General features: G+C 50.6%; 1 protein-coding gene. It reads right to left on the minus strand.

Translation table 11 applies throughout. The features are described 5' to 3' along the window. On the minus strand, positions 1–238 hold a 238-nt coding region (locus MRBLSP13_RS22530), incomplete at its 3' end, for a hypothetical protein (RefSeq protein WP_363756714.1). Positions 239–255 lie beyond the last annotated feature (17 nt).

Below are 255 nucleotides of genomic sequence, written 5' to 3' on the forward strand. Positions count from 1 at the left end.
GGTTGTTTGTTCCGTGGTCGCGGAGAGGCTGATTGTTGATGTAGATGTTCTTTTCTTTTTCCTCAGTCGTGTTGCCTACGATGCCGCCGATTGGGCCGTCGCCTAGTGCAACAAGAGCGAGCAAGTTAGCGTTGCTGACCATCGTATTGCCGATTGTCTTGCCGCCACCTTTTTCACCGTCTGTGTCATCATCACCGAATATCTCACTGACCTTCTTGTAGCCTTCCATGGCCTTCATGAAGATGCCATTGAACG

The sequence above is a fragment of the Sphingobium sp. LSP13-1-1.1 genome, assembly GCF_040676415.1.
GTDB lineage: Bacteria > Pseudomonadota > Alphaproteobacteria > Sphingomonadales > Sphingomonadaceae > Sphingobium.